The sequence below is a fragment of the Halorubrum sp. 2020YC2 genome (assembly GCF_018623055.1).
In the GTDB taxonomy this organism is placed as follows: domain Archaea; phylum Halobacteriota; class Halobacteria; order Halobacteriales; family Haloferacaceae; genus Halorubrum.
The window spans coordinates 2630592-2648006 of sequence record NZ_CP076019.1; the positions used below are offsets into that span (position 1 = coordinate 2630592).

At 71.1% G+C, this 17415-nt stretch carries 16 protein-coding genes; 11 read left to right on the forward strand and 5 right to left on the reverse strand.

What is annotated here, in order from left to right:
* The first annotated feature begins 75 nt into the window (after nt 1-75).
* The 6 genes from KI388_RS13150 (at nt 76) to KI388_RS13175 (ending at nt 4064) form a co-directional block, all read left to right on the forward strand.
* Complete coding sequence (locus tag KI388_RS13150) at nt 76-279, forward strand: hypothetical protein (protein WP_215087047.1); 204 nt, start codon at nt 76-78, stop codon at nt 277-279.
* A gap of 46 nt (nt 280-325) precedes the next feature.
* On the forward strand, nt 326-976 hold the full coding sequence (gene serB, locus KI388_RS13155) for a phosphoserine phosphatase SerB (RefSeq protein ID WP_215087048.1): 651 nt from the start codon (nt 326-328) through the stop codon (nt 974-976).
* Nucleotides 977-1132: 156 nt separating this feature from the next.
* The gene (locus KI388_RS13160) at nt 1133-1963 is read left to right on the forward strand and encodes a lycopene cyclase domain-containing protein (RefSeq protein ID WP_215087049.1); all 831 of its coding nucleotides are present in this window, start codon (nt 1133-1135) and stop codon (nt 1961-1963) included.
* Nucleotides 1956-3080, forward strand: coding sequence for a Brp/Blh family beta-carotene 15,15'-dioxygenase (locus KI388_RS13165; protein ID WP_215087050.1), 1125 nt, complete (start codon nt 1956-1958; stop codon nt 3078-3080). The genes KI388_RS13160 and KI388_RS13165 overlap by 8 nt, the downstream gene beginning before the upstream one ends.
* A 94-nt stretch (nt 3081-3174) precedes the next feature.
* A complete protein-coding gene (locus tag KI388_RS13170) occupies nt 3175-3780 on the forward strand; it encodes an N-acetyltransferase (RefSeq protein WP_215087051.1) in 606 nt (201 codons plus the stop codon).
* Nucleotides 3777-4064 (forward strand): hypothetical protein, encoded by a 288-nt coding sequence (locus tag KI388_RS13175; protein ID WP_215087052.1) that lies wholly within the window; start codon nt 3777-3779, stop codon nt 4062-4064. Before KI388_RS13170 ends, KI388_RS13175 begins: the two co-directional genes overlap by 4 nt.
* Nucleotides 4065-4106: 42 nt before the next feature.
* On the opposite strand, the gene KI388_RS13180 is transcribed toward KI388_RS13175, so the two are convergent.
* The 5 genes from KI388_RS13180 to KI388_RS13200 all read right to left on the reverse strand — a co-directional run bounded on the left by KI388_RS13180 (nt 4107) and on the right by KI388_RS13200 (nt 10096).
* Nucleotides 4107-5894, reverse strand: coding sequence for an FAD-dependent oxidoreductase (locus KI388_RS13180; RefSeq protein ID WP_215087053.1), 1788 nt, complete (start codon nt 5892-5894; stop codon nt 4107-4109).
* A 95-nt stretch (nt 5895-5989) separates the two neighbouring features.
* Complete coding sequence (locus KI388_RS13185) at nt 5990-6877, reverse strand: YkgJ family cysteine cluster protein (protein WP_215087054.1); 888 nt, start codon at nt 6875-6877, stop codon at nt 5990-5992.
* A 73-nt stretch (nt 6878-6950) separates the two neighbouring features.
* Nucleotides 6951-7547 carry an imidazoleglycerol-phosphate dehydratase HisB gene (gene hisB, locus KI388_RS13190; protein WP_215087055.1) on the reverse strand — a complete coding sequence of 199 codons (597 nt, stop codon included), beginning with the start codon at nt 7545-7547 and terminating at the stop codon, nt 6951-6953.
* Nucleotides 7548-8091: 544 nt separating this feature from the next.
* On the reverse strand, nt 8092-8832 hold the full coding sequence (gene hisA, locus KI388_RS13195) for a 1-(5-phosphoribosyl)-5-[(5-phosphoribosylamino)methylideneamino]imidazole-4-carboxamide isomerase (RefSeq protein ID WP_215087056.1): 741 nt from the start codon (nt 8830-8832) through the stop codon (nt 8092-8094).
* A 445-nt stretch (nt 8833-9277) separates the two neighbouring features.
* The gene (locus KI388_RS13200; RefSeq protein WP_215087057.1) at nt 9278-10096 is read right to left on the reverse strand and encodes a hypothetical protein; all 819 of its coding nucleotides are present in this window, start codon (nt 10094-10096) and stop codon (nt 9278-9280) included.
* A 147-nt stretch (nt 10097-10243) separates the two neighbouring features.
* On the opposite strand from KI388_RS13200, the gene KI388_RS13205 reads away from it, so the two are divergent.
* From KI388_RS13205 to KI388_RS13225, 5 genes are all read left to right on the forward strand, one after another.
* Nucleotides 10244-11959, forward strand: coding sequence for a pentapeptide repeat-containing protein (locus KI388_RS13205; protein ID WP_215087058.1), 1716 nt, complete (start codon nt 10244-10246; stop codon nt 11957-11959).
* A gap of 207 nt (nt 11960-12166) precedes the next feature.
* Complete coding sequence (locus tag KI388_RS13210) at nt 12167-13414, forward strand: thiamine ABC transporter substrate-binding protein (RefSeq protein WP_215087059.1); 1248 nt, start codon at nt 12167-12169, stop codon at nt 13412-13414.
* A 102-nt stretch (nt 13415-13516) separates the two neighbouring features.
* The gene (locus tag KI388_RS13215; protein WP_251133266.1) at nt 13517-15292 is read left to right on the forward strand and encodes an iron ABC transporter permease; all 1776 of its coding nucleotides are present in this window, start codon (nt 13517-13519) and stop codon (nt 15290-15292) included.
* Nucleotides 15282-16457: an ABC transporter ATP-binding protein gene (locus KI388_RS13220; protein ID WP_215087061.1), complete on the forward strand. Its 1176-nt coding sequence runs from the start codon at nt 15282-15284 to the stop codon at nt 16455-16457. Before KI388_RS13215 ends, KI388_RS13220 begins: the two co-directional genes overlap by 11 nt.
* Before the next feature lie 677 nt (nt 16458-17134).
* Nucleotides 17135-17392 (forward strand): hypothetical protein, encoded by a 258-nt coding sequence (locus tag KI388_RS13225; protein WP_215087062.1) that lies wholly within the window; start codon nt 17135-17137, stop codon nt 17390-17392.
* Nucleotides 17393-17415: the final 23 nt, after the last annotated feature.

The following is a 17415-nucleotide window of genomic DNA, read 5'->3' on the forward strand; positions in this document are numbered from 1 at the left end:
GCGGACGCTCCCGGCGTTATCACCGCAGAGAACCCGGCGCGAACGCTTATAACCCGTGTTACTGAAGCGACACCTATGCGAGAGGCACAGACCCTCGCGGTGATCGCCGGCGGCGTCGGCGGGACCGTCGGGGCGTTCGTCGGCGTCTCGGTCGGCGGATCCGCGCTCTCCGTGACGGCGACGACCCTCGGGGTCGCGACCCTCGTCGGGGTCGGGGTCATCGCGAGCGCGGTCATCGCCGGCGACGTGGAGTTCCTGGCCGACGCGGACGGCGAGTGACCCGTCGACCGCGCGCTTCAAGGTCCCGCCGCGACGAACGGCAGCCATGAGTCTCATCGCGTTCGACTTCGACGGGACGCTCTCCGATTCCGAGATGACGGTGCTGCTGGCCGAGCGGGCGGGCGTGACCGACGAGGTGGCCGATATCACCGAGCGGGCGATGAACGACGAGATCAGCTACGCCGAGAGCCTCTACCGGCGCGCGGAACTGCTGGCGGGGCTCTCGGCGGCGGACGTCGAGGACGCGTTCGACGCGGTCCGGATCCGGCCCGGCGCCGCGCGGCTCATCGAGCGCCTCCGCGGCGAGGGGCACCGCGTCGCGGTGCTCACCGGCGGGTTCGAGCGCGGCGTGGAGGCGGCGCTCGCCCGCGAGGGCGTCTCGGTGGACACCATCGTCGCGAACCGACTGCCGACCGATGCGGACGGCGCGCTCACCGGCGAGGCCGAGGGACCGCTCATCGAGGGGACGAAAGACGACGCGCTCGCGGAGCTGGCGGCCGAGACCGGCGTGCCGATGGCCGAGACGGTGGCGGTCGGGGACGGCGCGAACGACCTGCCGATGCTGGAGGTCGCGGGGCTGGCGGTCGGCTTCGTACCGAAGGACGCGGTGCGGCCCGTCTGCGACAGCGTCGTCGCCTCCATGTACCGGCTCGGGAAGGTGCTGGAGTCGCACGGCGTGCTCGCGGACGGGGAGTGAGACCGAAAGGGGGCGACAGCCGACCGCGGAACGCCTGCCGACCGCGAGCGCTCGCGGGCCGCGGAGCCGAGACCGATACCTGACCATGTTTGGCTCAAGGGTTAATCAACGACGGACCGAAAGTGAGGGCATGAGCGTTCTCGCCGGGGTGATCCGATGCTGCCGACGCTGACGTATCTCCAGTTCCATCTCGTCTTCAGTCTCCCCGTGTTGGGACTGCTGTGGTACCTCGCGCCGCGGTACGACGCCGTCCGGCAGCGGCGCGCGACGGCCGGGATCGCGATCCTCGTCGCCATCGCGTACCTCTACACGACGCCGTGGATCAGCTACATGATCCGGCAGGGGGCGTGGTGGTACGCCGACGGCGCGGTGCTCGTCCGGGCGCTGTCGATCCCGCTCGGCGAGTACCTCTTCTTCACCATCCAGACCGTCGTCACCGCGTTCGCGCTCCACCGGATCGGGTTCGACCCGACGTTCCGCGACGGCGACTTCGACCGGAGGCCGCGGGTCGCCGGGGTCGTCGCGGGCGTCGCGATGGTCGGCGGCGGGCTCTGGCTCGTGACCCTCGGTCCCTCGTTCCTCTACCTCGGCGGGCTGATCGCGTGGGTCGGCCCGGTCGTCGCGCTCCAGTGGGCGGTCGGCGGGGGGTACCTCGTCCGGACGCCGCGGACCTGGCTCGCGGCGACGCTGCTCCCCGCCGCGTACTTCTGGGTCGCGGACCGGATCGCGATCGGGATGGGGACGTGGCAGCTCTCGACCGAGTACACGACGGGAGTCGCCGTGTTCGGCCTGCCGATAGAGGAGATGCTGTTCTTCGCAGCCGCCGGAGTGATGACCGTCAACGGACTCGTCCTCTTCGAGTGGGTGCTCGACTGGAACGACCGCCGGGGCGCGGTCGCGGAGGCGGCCGCGCCGGAGGAGGCCGAGCGCGACGTCCCCGGCCCGGAGCCGCCGGCCGACCCGGACCCCGACGTGGTCGATGACTGAGGCGTCGGCGGGGGCGACGGAGGCCCGCGAGCGCGGTTCCGCGGCGGCGGCCGCCGACGGGCGGGCGGAGGCGGGCGACGCCGCGAGCGAGCGCGTCGACCGCTGGTTCGCGCGCCGCCCGGCGCTGGCGTTGGCCGCGCTGCTCCCGATCGGCGCCGTCACCCCCCTGTTTCCGGTCGAAGTCGGCGTCGCGACGTTCGCGCTCGGCACCCTGGTCGTCGGGATGGCGCACGGCGCGGTCGACCACCTCGTTCCCCTCCGGGGCGCGCCCGACGTGTCGCTCGGGCGGTCGATCGCGGTCGTCTCGGTCGTCTACGCGGTCCTCGGCGGGGCGGTGGTCGCCGCGTTCTTCGCCGCGCCCGTCGCCGCGTTCGCCGGGTTCATCGCGCTCACGTGGCTCCACTGGGGGCAAGGCGACGTGGCGACGCTCGCGGTCGCCGGCGTCGACCACCTGCCGTCGGCGGCGGAGCGGTGGCTGGCGCTCGTCGTTCGCGGCGGGTTACCGATGGGTGTCCCGCTCATCGCCCACCCCGAGGAGTACCGGCTGGTGGCCGAGTGGATCGTCGGGCTGTTCCTCGTCGACCCGGGCGCGGCCGCGACCGCGGTCGACCCCCTGTTCGCGCCCGCCGTCCGGGTCGGCGTCGGCGTCGGGATGGCGGCCGCGACGCTGGCGTCGGTCGCGCTGGGCTACCGGCGGGTACGGAACGGGAGAGACCCGGGCGGCTGGCGCCGCGACGCCGGCGAGGTCGCGGTGTTGTGGGCGTGGTTCCTGCTCGCGGCGCCGGTGTTCGCGATCGGGGTGTACTTCGCGCTGTGGCACGCGCTCCGCCACGTCGGCCGGCTCGTCCTCGTCGACCCGGAGGCCGCGGGCGCGGCGTCCGCGGGCGACGCCGTCGGCGCGCTCGCGCGCTTCGGCCGCGACGCCGCGCCGCTCACGCTCGGCGGGTTCCTCGTGGTGGCCGCGGTCGGCGCGAGCGTGCCCGCGGGCGTGGCGGCGCCCGGCGACCTGCTGGCCGTGTCGCTCGTCGCCATCGCCGCGATGACGCTCCCGCACGTTGCCGTCGTGGCGTGGCTCGACCGCCGACAGGGTATCTGGCGGCCGGGCGCCGGGCCCTGACCGGACCGCGGGCGCCGGGAGCTGACCGGACCGGGGGAGCGGTCCGGTTCCGACACCGCACCGCTCTTACTCCGCGGCGGCGTCGCTCCGGTAGATGGACGATATCGCGATCCGCGACCCGCGGCCGGGGGACGCCGAGCCGCTGGAGGCGCTCATCACCTCGCACTTCTCCGAGGGGAGCTCCTACGGCGTCGACCTCGGACTGGACGACCCGACGTACCGCGTGTTGGTCGCGGTGGAAGCCGAGAGCGACGGCGACGACGGCGACCGCGACGACGAAATTCTCGGCGTGATGGCGCTCCGCGAGTTCGAGGCCCCGGCCGCCGTTGCCGACGAGATGTACTTCTTCGACGACCCCGACCTGCTCCCGCCGGCGACGCTGTACGGCCACCTCGAGATGGGGTACGTCAGGGGGGACGCGACCGGCCGGGGGATCGGGAGCCGGCTGCTCGAACGCCTCCACGCGGTCGGCGCGGACCGCGGCGTCGACCTGTTCGTCGCGGACTCGTGGTACCACGGCGGCGACGACTCGCCGGAGAAGCTGTTCGACGGCCGCGGCTACGAGACGGTCCACCGCGATCCGATCGAGCGCTCGGTCGACGAGTGTCCGAAGTGCGAAGGGGAGTGCGTCTGTGAGGGGGCGCTCGCGGTGCGGCGGGTCGGGCGCGACGAGCGCGACGCGGAGGCGATCCAGCCGTGAATCACGACCGCGTCCACGCCCGAGAGCCGTCGCATCACGTCGACCGCTGGTCCGTCGGCATCGTCGAGTCGATCAGCGAGCGCGACGGCCATTGCGTCGTGACGGTTCGGCCGGTCGCGTCGGCGGAGGGAGGCCCGGAAGCCGCAGAAGAGGCCGACGAGTCCGAGTCCGTCGAACTCCGGATCACCTTCGCCGTCAGGGACCTGTTCGTCGGTCGGCTCGCGATCGACGACGGCGAGTCGCCGGTCGGCGAGCGCGTGTGGTACCGGAAGCGGGGCGGGTGAGGCGGCCGGAACGCGGCAGGTGATCCGGGGCGGCCCGGGGGCTCACTCCAGCTGGTGGTAGTCCAGCTCGTGGCCCTCGTCGAGCGCCGCCTGAACGGCCTCGCTCGGGTCGTCGACCGGCTCGGTCCGGAGCGTCATGCCGCCCACGTCGGCCGCGTCGAAGTAGACGTTCCGCCGCCAGTCGGGGTCCGTGTCGGGGTGGTCGGTGCGGTAGTGGGCGCCGCGCGACTCCTCGCGTTCGAGCGCGCCGCGGAGCACCGCCTCGGCGGCGACGAGGGTGAAGCCGACGTCGACCGCGAGTTCGAACGACTCGCTCGTGACCGGGCCGACGCGCATGTCGGCGGCGCGGTCGCGGACGGCGGCGAGCCGGTCGAGGCCCTCCCGGAGCGACGACTCGTCGCGGAGGATGCCCGCGTGGTCCCACATCAGTTCGCGGAGGTCGGCGAGCACGTGGTCCACGTCGTGGGCGCCGTCGTTGTCCGCCATCGCGCGCAGGTCGTCGAGGTGCGGCTCGACGAGGTCCTCGCGGAGCGAGTCGGGCACCTCGCCCGGGCCGTCGACGCGGTCGGCGATCCGCTCGCCGGCGACGACGCCGTACGCGACGGTCTCTGCCAGCGAGTTGCCGCCGAGTCGGTTCGCGCCGTGGACGCCGGCCATCGTCTCACCGATCGCGAAGAGCCCGTCCACGTCGGTCTCCCCGCCGTCGTCGACGGCGACGCCGCCCATCCCGTAGTGGGAGGTCGGCGCCACCTCGACGGGCTCTTCGGCCATGTCCACGCCGAGGTCGTCGAACCGCTCGTACATCCGGGGGAGCCGCTCCTCGATGAAGTCGGCGTCGCGGTGGGAGATGTCGAGGTAGACGCCGCCGTTCTCCGTGCCGCGCCCCTCGGCGACCTCCTGTGCGATCGCTCGGGCGACCACGTCGCGGGCGTCGAGCTCCATCTGGTCGGGGGAGTAGCGCTCCATGAAGCGCTCGCCCTCGCTGTTGAACAGCCGGCCGCCCTCGCCGCGGACCGCCTCGGTCACGAGGCGACCGCTCCACGGCGCCCACTCGGGGTCGCTCTCGTCGACGGCCATCCCAGTCGGGTGGAACTGCATGAACTCCATGTCCATCAGCGACGCGCCGGCGTCGTACGCCAGCGCCGCCCCGTCGCCGTTGTTCTCGTCGTCGCGGGAGGTGTGCCGGTTGTAGATGGCCGCGTGGCCGCCGGCCGCGAGGACGACGGTGCCGGCGTTGAACAGGACGAACTCGCCGTCGTCCATGTCGAAGCCGACGGCGCCGTACGTCGCGTCGCCGTCGGAGACCAGCTTCGTGATCATCACGTTCTCGCGGTAGGGGACCGACAGCTCCTGTGCGCGGTCCACGAGGGCGTTCAAAAGCGACTCGCCCGTGTGGTCGCCCGCGAAGGCGGTCCGGCGGAACGACTGCGCGCCGAAGAAGCGCTGGTCTATCTCGCCGTCGTCGGTCCGGGAGTACTCCATTCCCCACTCGTCGAGTTCGCGGAGACGCTCCGGCATCTGCTCGGTCACGGTCTCGACCTTCGCCGGGTCGTTGATCAGGTGCCCCTCGTTGAGGGTGTCCGCCGCGTGGATCGCCGGCGAGTCCGCCGGGTCGTGCGTGCCGAGGGCCCCGTTGATGCCGCCGCGGGCCCAGGTGGTGTGGGCGTCCCCGTGACCCCGCTTGCCGAGCACGAGCACGTCGTCGACCCCGCGCTCCGCCAGTTCGATCGCGGTGCGCGCTCCCGCGGCGCCGGCGCCGACGACGAGGACCGAGACGTCCTCGCGGCGATACGCTGCGGGCTGACCGTCGTCCGTCCGCTGTTCGACCATACGGATCCAGAAGGGCCGCGCACGGGTAAGCCTCACGCGCGCGTGTGCGCAAGAGGCGAAAACGCGGGGGTCCGGCGTGGTCGCGGCGCGGGCGCTCAGTCCCACCCCGGCGTGCCCGGCGCGCCCGCGTCGTCCTCCACCTCGCGGGCGAGCCGGTCGCGGGCGTCGCCGTCGAGCGCGACTCGAGCGCCGTCCGCGCCGGCGCGGTCGGTCCACTCGCGGATCGCCGCCCCGACCCACGAGTCGGCCTCGCGGGCGCGGTCCCGGGCCTCGGCCATGCGCTCGCGGGCGACCGACAGGGACCCCGGACGAGAGCCGACCGCGGCGCCGGCGAAGCGCGCGCGGTCGTCGGGGGTGGCCTCGCCGTCGCGGAGGCGGGCGACGACGCCGTCGAGGTCGTCGGGGTCCGGGTAGGCGAACACCGTCGCGCCGAGCGCCTGCGGACCGAACGCCGGCGCCGGGAGGTCGGCCGGCGGCCCGCCGTCGAGGAGGCGGTCGCCGCCGCCGGCGGCCTCGACGCGCTCGCACTCGGTCTCGGCGCCGAGTTCGAGGTTGTGGCCGGGGTAGCTCGAACAGGTGTCGGGGTAGCGGTCGGTGTCGTGGATCCGGCACTGCAGCGTCGTCGGGTCGAGGAAGACGCAGGCGTCGAGCCAGCGCGGGTCGTCGGTCCCGATCGGCGCGACCGGCTTGGGGGGTTTCCGGAGGCCGACGACGAAGACGGGGCAACCGTCGGCCGCGGCGAGGTCGACCCCGTCGATCCGAACGCTGTCGTCGCGCTCGGCCGGCTCGAAGAGTCGGGGAACCACGGCGTCGCCCAGCCCGTCGTCGACGAACCGGGCGACCTCGTCGCGGGTGAGCGGCGCGAGGTCGTAGACGTCGTCGAGCGGGGGGCGCGGCCCGGTGCGGTCGGAGCCGGCGGCGGCGGGGTCGAGCGGCCGCCAGTCGACACAGCAGCCGGCACAGCCCTCGCAGTCGAGTTCCATACGACCGTGTTAACGGTTTGCGAGGGGATAAGCGATCGGCGGTGGAGGGAGGAGAGGCGGAGGCTTCTCCGACTTACAGTTCGCCCTTCGTGCTGGGCGTGTCGCTGCGGCGCCCGTCGAGCCGGGTGGCGTCGTCGAGCGCGCGCGCCAGGGCCTTGAACAGCGCCTCGACCTCGTGGTGGGCGTTGTCGCCCCTTTCGACCGCCGCGTGGAGCGTCAGGCCGGCGTTGTGGGCCAGAGACAGCGCGAAGTGGTCGGCCATGACGGCGGTGAACTCCCCGACCGACTCCTGCGAGAACTCGCCGGAGAACTCGTAGTAGGGGCGCCCCGCCACGTCGACGACGACGCTCGCGACCGCCTCGTCGAGGGGGATCCGCCGGTCGGCGTACCGCCGGATGCCGCGCTTCTCCCCGAGCGCCTCGTCGAGCGCCTCCCCGAGGCAGATCGCCACGTCCTCGACGGTGTGGTGATCGTCGATAGCGAGGTCGCCGTCACAGCGGACCGTCAGGTCGAAGAGCCCGTGCTTGGCGAAGGATTCGAGCATGTGGTCGTAGAAGCCGATCCCCGTGTCGACCTCCGCCTCGCCGTCGCCGTCGACCGCGAGGGTGAGTTCGATCGTCGTCTCGCTCGTCTCGCGGGTGACGGCCGCGGTCCGGTCGTGCTCGCTCATACCGGTCCGTCGCGGGGGATTCGTAAGTCGGTTGCGGGTGGGGCGGGGTTTCGGGTCCGGCAGGAGTGAGCGTCGCATCGAAACAGCGTGTTTACTTATAAATGGAACGCGGTGGCGCGTGCCTGCGAGCGGCCGCCATCGGCGGCCGCGAGGCAGCACGCGCGAGGTCGCCGGCGCTACGCGCCGGCTGCCAGAGAATCTTCGATTCTCGCTGGAGTCGGCCGACCGGAGCGAAGCGGAGGGAGGCCGACGAGGCTGGGGAGGTGTGAGGCTGCGGTTGCGGTGCTGTGCGGGGTGGGACTCAAAGGGGCAGCCGTGAGGTGGGCGCAGGCGACGTAAGCACCGCAACGAGGGAGCGAACGGAGTGAGCGACCAAGTGAGGAGCGGAGCGAGCGTGCGCCCACCTCACGGCTGGGGCTTTGGAGGTGTTCACCGCCGATTCGCGATCACCAATTTATAAGCGACCGGCTGGGGCTTTGGCGGTGTTCTCCGGTGATCCGCAGTTTGTTATTTTTAAGCGATCGACGACCCCGCGCTCTGACTCTTAAATCTCGTCTGCCGCGTCCTGCGCTTCTCGCAGCGTGAACTCCCCCTCGTACAGCGCAGTACCGACGACGACCGCGGCCGCGCCGGCTTCCTTCAGCGCGACCACGTCCTCGACGGTCGCCACGCCGCCGGACGCGATCACGGGAACATCCACGGCCTCAACGACGCTCGCGACCGCCTCGCGGTCGACCCCCGCCAGCTGTCCCTCCACGTCGACGTTCGTGAACAGGATCCCGCCGGCGCCCAGTTCCTCGTAGCGCGCCGCGGCCTCGGCGGGCTCTAGCCCGGTCCCCTCCGTCCAGCCCGAGACGACCACCTCCCCGTCCTTCGCGTCGAGGCTGACGACGACGCTCCCCGGGTGTGTCTCGTCGATCTCCGCGACGATCTCCGGGGTTTCGACCGCCGCGGTCCCGAGGATGACGCGGTCGAGGCCCAGATCGAGGAGGTCGCGCGCGCCCTCGGCGGTGCGGATGCCGCCGCCCAGTTGGAGGCCGACCCCGTCCGAGACGCTCTCGACGACCGACTCGATCGCCGCCGCGTTGACGCGCTCGCCCTCGAACGCGCCGTCGAGGTCGACGAGGTGGAGCGTGCCGGCGCCCGCCTCGATCCACCGCTCGGCGGCCGCGACGGGGTCGCCGTAGCGCTTGCCCGTGCCGCGCTCGCCGCCGACCAGTTGGACGACCTCGCCGTCCTGCACGTCGACGGCCGGGATCACCTCGAACTCCGGGAAGTGGCTCATACGGGAGGAGAGTCGCGGCCGGCGATTAAACCGGTCGGTTCGATATGAGATTGGAAGCCTCAGCGGTGAACTGAGTGTCTCCAGACCCCCAGCCGCTCGCTTATAAATGACTAATCGCAGATCGACGGTGAACACCGCTAAAGCCCCAGTCGCGAGGACGGCGCACACTCGTTGCGCTCCTCGTCACTCGCTACGCTCGTTCCTGCGGTGCTTACGTCGTCTGCGCCGCCCTCGCGACTGCCCCTTTGAGTCCCACCCCCCAGCACCGCACCGCAGCCTCACGCCTCCCCAGCCTCGTCGGTCGCCCTCCGCGTTGCTCCGGGCGACCGACTCCCTCGCGCGTGCGGTTCGCGCCGCGGTGCGGCGCTCACCGGCACGCGCCACCGCATTCCATTTATAACTAATGGCGTTTCAGCGAAGCCGGAGGTTCCGGATTCTCAACCCCTCATTCCACCGAGATGAGCAGCTGCGAGACGTCCTCGTCGAAAGCCGCGGGGTCGGCGGCGAGCGCCTCGGCGGTCTCGGCGTCCGCGAGCTGCGTCACGACGCTCTCGGCGTCGACCGAATCGGGCAGCGCCGCGTCGAAGACCTGAATGAGCGGGTCGGTCGGGTACGCCCCGCCGGCGACGATGACGTCGGTCCCGTCGTGCCAGACGCCGAGGCGGGCCTCGATGTCGACGGGCCGGTCGAGCGTCGCGGTCGACCCGGTGGGGAGCGGGATCCCGCCGTCGAACGCGTACTCGCCGGTCAGTCGCCACGCGGTCGCGGTGTGACCGGTCCGCACCGTAGTGGTCATCTCCTCCGCGACCTCAACGTTCTCGATGCCGGCGTTCCGGAGCTGCGCGCGGAACGCGTCGGTCGCCGCCGTCTCCACCTCGCTCATCACTCGGTCCCGGCCGACGCCGGCCGGGAGCTGGTCGATCGCGGGCCGGAGGTCGATCCGGGTCGCGAAGAAGACGACCGGCGACCCCGACGCGTCGACCGTCTCGGCCAGCGCGTCCGCGACGGGCGCGTACTCGAAGATGCGCGTGCGTTCGAGCGCCCGGACGGTGACGGGACCGTACGCCTGTTCGAACACCGTGCTCTCGGACTCGTCGGTCTGTCGCCAGTCGTCGATCCGGTCGCTCGTCACCTCGGGTTCCGGCACCGGACCGTCGCGCCCGCCGAGACAGCCCGCGAGGCCGACGGTTCCGATCGCCGCGCCGCCGGCGAGCAGCCGCCGCCGCGTGGTCCCCGTCGACCGCGTTCCGGAGTTCTCGTCCATGGATCCGGGTGGTCTCGGCGGTGTAAATGGGTGTCGGCGGGACAGTATTCAGACACAAAGGAGAGATCGGACGGAGCGATCCGCCGGTGGCCTCCGAACAGGACCTCGATCCCAACACTCATTTCGCTGCCACGTCACCTCCTCTCGATGGAGGATCCGTCGCGGTGTACTCACACGTTCGCGGTCCCTTCCTACGACTTACCGGGCGACGATCGGTCGGAGGGCCGACGGTGGATGCTCACCGAGGACGTCCCCGGCGTCACGGACCGAGTCTGGTCGTGTCCGCACGACGCGCTCCCCGAGCGGGACGTCTGTCTGTTTCACTGCTCACCCGAGGAGCGGCCGCCCGACCTCGACGAGACGGACGCGTTTCGAGAGTGTCTCGCACAGGCGGCCGCCGCTGACGACCAGAACAGAAGCCGACGGCTGTGCCAGTTCGTCGACGCGACGTTCGAAGAGCTCGCGCTTCGGGGCGCGACCGTCGGCGGCGAGGTGAACCACGCGATCAACCTCGCTCACGCGGAGGTCGGCGAGTCCGACTGGACCGACGCGGTGTTTCGGCAGCCGATCCGGTGCTCACACGCGACGTTTAGCGGGCCGCTCGCGGTGCGTGACGCGCGCTTCGAGCGAAGTGTGGGTTTCAGGAACACGACGTTCGAAGGCGACCTACAGCTGCGCGGGGCAGTGTTCGCTGGGCCCGCAACGCTCAAACACGCCGACTTCCGCGGCGACGCCCGCCTCTGGTACACGCAGTTCGAAGCGCACGCGAACTTCCGACAGGCGCGGTTTCGGAGAGAAGCGTACTTCGAGGCCGTGGACTTCACCGACTACGCCAGGTTCTCCCGCGCGACGTTCGAGGGCGAAACCGCGTTTACGCTCGCCGAGTTCGACGACGACGCCGACTTCGACGGCGCGATCTTCGGCGGGGACCACGACTTCCACCGGGCGTCGTTCGCCCGCATCACCGACTTCTCCGACATCCTCGTTGACGGCCCGCTCGACCTGTCGACCGCGGAAGTCGCCACGTTGGAGCTGATCCCGTCGGACGATTCCACCGACCGGCGCGAGGTTACCCACACCGACGAGGGCATCGCCGAGACGCAGTGCGTGAACCTCAGGGAAGCGACCGTCGGCAGCGGGACCCTCGGGCAGCCCGCGTCTGGAGTCGTGCTGTACGATTGTACCGACGCCACGCTGGGCGACGTGTCGTTCACCAACTCCGGCGACGATCCGGTCTGCGGTCGGGTTCGGTTCGCGCGCACTCGCTTCGAGGGCTTCGTTTTCGAGAACGACGACCTCGATCCGGCCGCAGCGGGCTGGCGGCTGTACGAGGTGATAGAGCCCGAGGCGCTTCCGGAGGAGAGCCGTGGGACGCCGAGCACGGAGACGCTGCGCCAGACCTTCCTGAACGCCAAAAACGGCGCCGACGAGACCGGGAACAACGCGGCCGCGAGCGCGTTCTTCTACCGGGAACTGACGCACCGCCGGCATCGTTACGCCGAACTCGCCCGAGACGGAACGCGCCGGTGGCGAGACCGAGTGACCGACGCGACGAAGTGGGGGCGTAACCTCACGCTCATGCTGTCGACGGGCTACGGTGAGCGCCCCGAACGGGTGGTCTACGCCTCGGTCACGATCATTTCCCTCTTTGCGCTGCTGTACGCTCGGCTGCTCTCGACCGTCGAGTACGCTCCCACGGACTACCTCGTGTTCAGCTTCCAGAGTTTCATTACGTTTATTCTCGGCACGCCGCCGGCCGACACGAGTCGGCCGGTCGAGGTTTTGAGCGCCGTCGAGGGCTTCGTCGGGGCGTTCTTCATCGCGCTGTTCGTGTTCACCTTCACGCGTCGGATCCACAGGTGAGACGCCGTACGGACGGCCTTCTGACTGTCTCAGCAGCCTGTCGGCGATCGCCGGAATCCATCTCGAACGGTCCGGACTCGCGCGGGAGCGATGCGTTCGGCCGGACATACGTGAGGCGATAACCAACTCTCTCGGAGTGTCACTCGGAGACGAAACGGCGGACGCGGACGGATCCCTTATGTAACCACCGAGTACAACAACCGAGTGATGACTACCGACGAGAGCGAGACGCGGCGGCGATCGGCCCGGCCACGCACCCGACGACGGTTCCTGACGGCGGCCGGGACGGCGGGAGCCGTCGCGCTCGCCGGCTGTAGCGCCGAGCGGACCGACGGGGGCGACGGCGGCGACGGCTCCGGGAGCGACGGGGACGGAAACGACACCTCGGACGGAAACGACACCGATGACGGTGACGGCGGCGACGGCGAGACCCCGACGCTGACGGTCGCGACCTACACGAACTTCATCGACGCGCCCTCGGTGAGTCCCGGCGAGTGGCTCAAAGGGGAGTTCGAGAGCCGGTACGACGCCGAGTTGGAGTGGGCGACGCCCGACAACGAGGTGAACTACTACGTCGAGCGAGCCGCCTCGGGCGCGGGGATCGACGCCGACCTCTACGTCGGACTCACCACCGAGGACCTCGTGCGCGTCGACGAGCGGCTCGACGGCGACCTCTTTACCGAGGCGGGCGACGTCGACGGGCGCGACGCGGTCAAGGAGGGGCTCCGGTTCGACCCGTTCGACCGCGCGGTCCCGTTCGACACCGGGTACATCAGCCTCGTGTACGACAGCACGACGGCGGAGGCGCCCGAGACGTTCGACGGGCTGCTCGACGACGAACACGCGGGCGCGCTCATCACGCAGAACCCCGGCGGCTCCTCGACCGGGCGCGCGTTCCTCCTCCACACGGTCAGCCGCTTCGGGGACGGCGGCGTGGCGAGCGACGGCGACGGGGAGGCTGTCGAGGGCGAAGACGGCGACCCCGACTACGACTACCTCGACTACTGGGCGGACCTCGAGGAGAACGACGTGCGCGTGCTGGGGACGTGGGACGACGCGTACGCGGCCTGGAGCGAGGGGGAGGCGCCGATGGTCGTCTCCTACTCCACCGACCAGGTGTTCGCGGACATGGAGGACCAAGACCTCGAGAAACATCAGATCCGCTTCCTGAACGATCAGGCGTACGCGAACCCGGAGGGGATGGCCGTCTTCGCCGAGGCCGACGAGCCCGACCTCGCCCGGCAGTTCATGTCGTTCATGTTAGAGCCGGACGTTCAGGGCGAGATCGCCCAGCGCAACGTGGCGTTCCCGGCGACCGACGGCGCCGAGCTGCCGAGCGACTACGCCGAGCTGGCACAGGAGCCGACCGACCCGGTGACGTTCACCTACGACCAGCTCCAGGGCTCCGTCGACGCGTGGGTCGAGGCCTGGGAGCGGCAGTTCGCCGGGAACTAAGCGCGTGCCCGACGAGGGACCGAGCGCGTGACGGACGTCGACGGCAGCCGGGCGACCGGCGACGGTGAGCGCGCGACCGACGACGATGACCGGGCGGGCCGGCTGACCCGCCTCCGCGCGGGCGTCGAGTCGCACGCGCTGACCGCGCTCGCGGTCCTCACCAGCGCCGCGCTCGTCGTCGCCTTCTACTACCCGACCGCGACCGTCCTGATCGAGGCGGTCGTCGTCGACGGCGCCGTCACCCTCAGCGTGTTCGCGGACATCCTCACCGACCCGTTCTACTTCGGGGAGCTGGCGCGGCTGCTGTCCGGCGAGTCGCCGGTCGCGGTCGCGCGGTCGCTCGCCTCGCCGGACCGGCGGCTGGGGATCGTCGGCTTCACCGCGTATCAGGCGGTCCTCTCGACGCTCGCGAGCGTCGCCCTCGGGCTTCCGGCCGCCTACCTGCTCGCGCGCTTCGAGTTCCCCGGCCGGCGGACGCTGCGCTCGCTCACCATCGTCCCGTTCGTCCTCCCGTCGATCATGGTCGCGGTCGGGTTCGTCGCCACGTTCGGGCAGAACGGCACGCTGAACGCCGCGCTCGGCGCGCTCGGGCTGCCGCCGGTCGACCTCATGTTCACCCTCGAAGCGGTGGTGATCGCCCACGCGTTCTACAACGCGCCGCTCGTGGCGCGCGTGACGACCGCGGCGTGGGAGTCGGTGGACGCGAGCGCGGTCGAGACCGCGCGGAGCCTCGGCGCCGGGCCGATGCGGGCGTTCGTCGACGTGGTCGCGCCGCAGGTGTACCCCGCCATGCTGACGGGCGCGGCGCTCACCTTCGTGTTCACGTTCGGCACCTTCCCAATCGTCTTAGCGCTCGGCGGGTTCCAGTTAGCGACCGTCGAGGTGTTCGTCTACCGGCTGGTGCGCGACCTGAGCTACGCCGAGGCCGCCGCGTTAGCGATCGTCGAACTCGCGATATCGCTCGGGGTGCTGCTCGCGTACCTCCGGTACGAGGCCCGCAACTCGACGAGCACGCGGGGGGCGCGGCCGCTGCCGCGGCGCTCGCTGGTGCCGTCGACCCCGTCGCTCCGCGAACTGCTGCCGCGGGCGGGGCTGGCCGCCTACGTCGCCGTCGCCGGACTCGTCTTCCTCGCGCCCATCGCGTCGATGATCCTCGCGTCGGTGACGGGCGGCGACGGCGCGCTCACGCTCGACCACTACCGGTTCCTCGTCGAGCGCCAGCAGACGGGCGCGGCGTTTCAGGTGCGGCCGTGGCCCGCCATCCGCAACTCGCTGGCGTTCGCGACGGCCGCGACCCTGCTCGCGCTGCCGATGGGCGTCGTCGTCGCGGTGTTGACCACGCGGCGGTACCGCGGGCGGACGCTGGTCGACGCGGCCGCGATGGCGCCGCTGGCGGTGTCCGGGATTATCGTCGGGCTCGGGCTCCTCCGGGGGCTCGTCTTCGGCGTCGAGGTCGCGGGGTGGCGGATCGCCGCGAGCGGCGCGGTCGCGATCGTCGTCGCGCACGCCGTCTCGGGCTACCCGTTCGTCGTGCGCACCGTCTCGCCCGGGCTCTCCGGGCTGGACCGGTCGCTCGTCGAGTCCGCGCGGGCGCTGGGCGCCTCGCGGGCGCGGGTGATCCGGGACGTGGAGCTCCCCCTCGTCTGGCCCGCGGTCGTCGCCGGCGCGGCGTTCGCGTTCGCCATCTCTATCGGGGAGTTCACCTCGACCGTCGTGTTGGCGACCGGCGCCGACGCGTACACGATGCCCGTCGCGATCGAACGGTTCATCGGGCGGCGGCTCGGACCGGCGACCGCCATGGGCGTCGTCCTCCTCGTCGTTACCGGCCTCAGCTTCGTCGTCATCGAGCGGCTCGGGGGTGAGCACCGTGGGCTCTGAACCGTCGACAGGTTCTGCGAACGACCCAGCCGTCGCCGTCGAACTCGACGGCGTGACGAAACGGTACGGCGAGACAACCGCCGTCGACGACGTGAGCCTCCGAGTGCGCGAGGGGGAGTTCTTCACGCTCGTCGGCCCCTCCGGCTGCGGGAAGACGACCACGCTCCGGCTGATCGCGGGGTTCGAGGAGCCGACGGGCGGGGCGGTCAAGTTCGGCGGCGAGTCGATGGCCGGCGTTCCGCCCGAGGCCCGCGACGTTGGCGTCGTGTTCCAGAGCTACGCGCTGTTCCCGCACATGACCGTCGGAGAGAACGTCGCGTACGGGCTGAACTTCGCGGACCCGCCCGAGGGGACGACGCGCGACGAGCGCGTCGCGGACCTGCTCGAACTGGTCGACCTCCCCGACGCGGCCGACCGCGACCCGGGGAGCCTCTCGGGCGGGCAACAGCAGCGGATCGCGATGGCGCGGGCGCTCGCGCCCGGGCCGGACGTGCTCCTCTTAGACGAGCCGATGAGCGCGCTCGACGCGCGGCTCCGCGAGCGGCTCCGCGCGCAGGTGAAGCGGATCCAGTCCGAACTGGGAATCACCACCGTCTACGTCACCCACGACCAGGAGGAGGCGCTGGCCGTCTCCGACCGCGTCGCGGTGATGAACGGCGGGACGCCCGAGCAGGTGGCTCCCCCGCGGACCGTCTACCGCGAGCCAGCCACGCGGTTCGTCGCGGAGTTCGTGGGCGACAACAACGTGTTCGCGGGGCGCGTCGTCGACGCGCCCGCAGCGGCCGGGGGCGAACTCGCGGTCGACGTCGACGGCGGCGACGAGACGCTCCGCGTGGCGGTCGACGAGAGGGACGGGAGCGAATCGGACGCGGCCGCGACGCAAGCCCTCGAGGCCGGCGACCGGGTCGCCTTCTGCGTCCGCCCGGAACACCTCCGCGTCGCGAGCGCGGACGGAGAACCCGGCCCCGAAACCGCCGCTCCGGCCGGCGAGAACGCGCTCCGCGCGACCGTCGCCAGCGCGGAGTTCCTCGGGGAGACGACGCGCGTGACGCTCGACTGGGGCGACCGCGAACTGCTCGTCCGGGCGGTCGACCCGCTCGACGGCGCGGTCGCGGTCGGGTTCGACCCGTCGGACGCGCACGTGATTGAAATCGAATCGCGGTGAGCGACAGCGATTGTTTATAAATAGCGGCGCGGTGGCGCGTGCCTGCGAGTGGCCGCCGAAGGCGGCCGCGAGGAGCACGCGCGAGGGACGCGGCGACCGGAGCGAAGCGGAGGGAGCCGCGAGGCTGGGGAGGTGTGAGGTGCCGTGCTGTGCGGGGCGGGACTCAAAGGGGCAGCCGTGAGGCGGGCGCAGGCGAAGTAAGCACCGCAGGAACGAGCGCAGCGAGTGACGAGGAGCGCAGCGAGCGTGCGCCCGCCTCACGGCTGGGGCTTTGGAGGTGTCGTCCGTCGAGTTGGTAGCAACTATTTATAAGTAAGCGGCTGGGGCTTTGGAGGTGTCGTCCGTCGAGTTGGTAGCAACTATTTATAAGTAAGCGGTTGGGGCTTTGGAGGTGTCGTCCGTCGAGTTGGTAGCAACTACTTATAAGTAAGCGGCTGGGGCTTTGGAGGTGTCGTCCGTCGAGTTGGTAGCAACTATTTATAAGTAAGCGGCCGGGGCTTTGGAGGTGTCGTCTGCCGACTTGGTCGCAGCTATTTATACATAGACGACTGGATTTTAAGAGGCGTTCACCGATCTGTCCGCGACGACGAGCGATCGAACCGCACCACCGAACCCATCAACGACGTAAACGTATCGAGGCGACACGCCTTAGCCCGCGGACCCAGTAAGACGCACATATGGCCTCCGAGGCGTGCGACGTCTGCGAGCGGTCCGTCAGGATCGCCGGCGGGATCGGCGACCTGTGGAACTTCGCGTTCGAGTCGACGCAGGGACTCACGCTCGAACTCACCGACGGCTCGGAGTTCTTCCTCTGTTTCGAGTGTATGGAGAAACTGCCCGACGACCACGAGCCGACCGCGGAGGACGTCGCCGACCTCCGGGAGCGCACCGACCCGGTCGAGGAGGACGGCAACCACTTCTGGCATTGGGGCTGAGGCGGCGCGGGCCGCCCGGCCTC